The sequence below is a fragment of the Flavobacterium xizangense genome, from assembly GCF_054075145.1.
The window spans coordinates 1-253 of the sequence record NZ_JBSIPG010000209.1 but is presented as its reverse complement, the minus strand read 5'-3'; the positions used below and the strand labels follow the sequence as shown (position 1 = coordinate 253).

The window sequence follows — 253 nt, the reverse complement described above, 5'->3', positions numbered from 1 at the left end:
AAATAAGGTAGACTTTTTCAAAGACCTTCAGCAGGATTTGAAATCCCTTGATTTCAAATCTGCTGTTGAAAAGATGATAGAAGTAATAACCAAGGTCGAAAATGATGCTTTTTATGTTCCAAATCAGCTTAAGAAAGCAACAAAAAAGAAAAGAGTAAAAAGACGTTCTAATAATTTATAAATCTAAAGAAAATGGCTATGCAGACAGGAGAAAATGAACAGGCGTTGAGAAAAATACTGGATATGACAAGAC

The 253-nt window shown here is 32.0% G+C and carries 1 protein-coding gene; it reads left to right on the top strand.

Annotation, left to right across the window (positions count from 1 at the left end; all coding sequences use genetic code 11):
- Positions 1-181: hypothetical protein (locus ACWA1B_RS23150; protein ID WP_456911016.1), on the top strand; the 181-nt coding region annotated here is incomplete at its 5' end.
- Between the last annotated feature and the right edge of the window lie 72 nt (positions 182-253).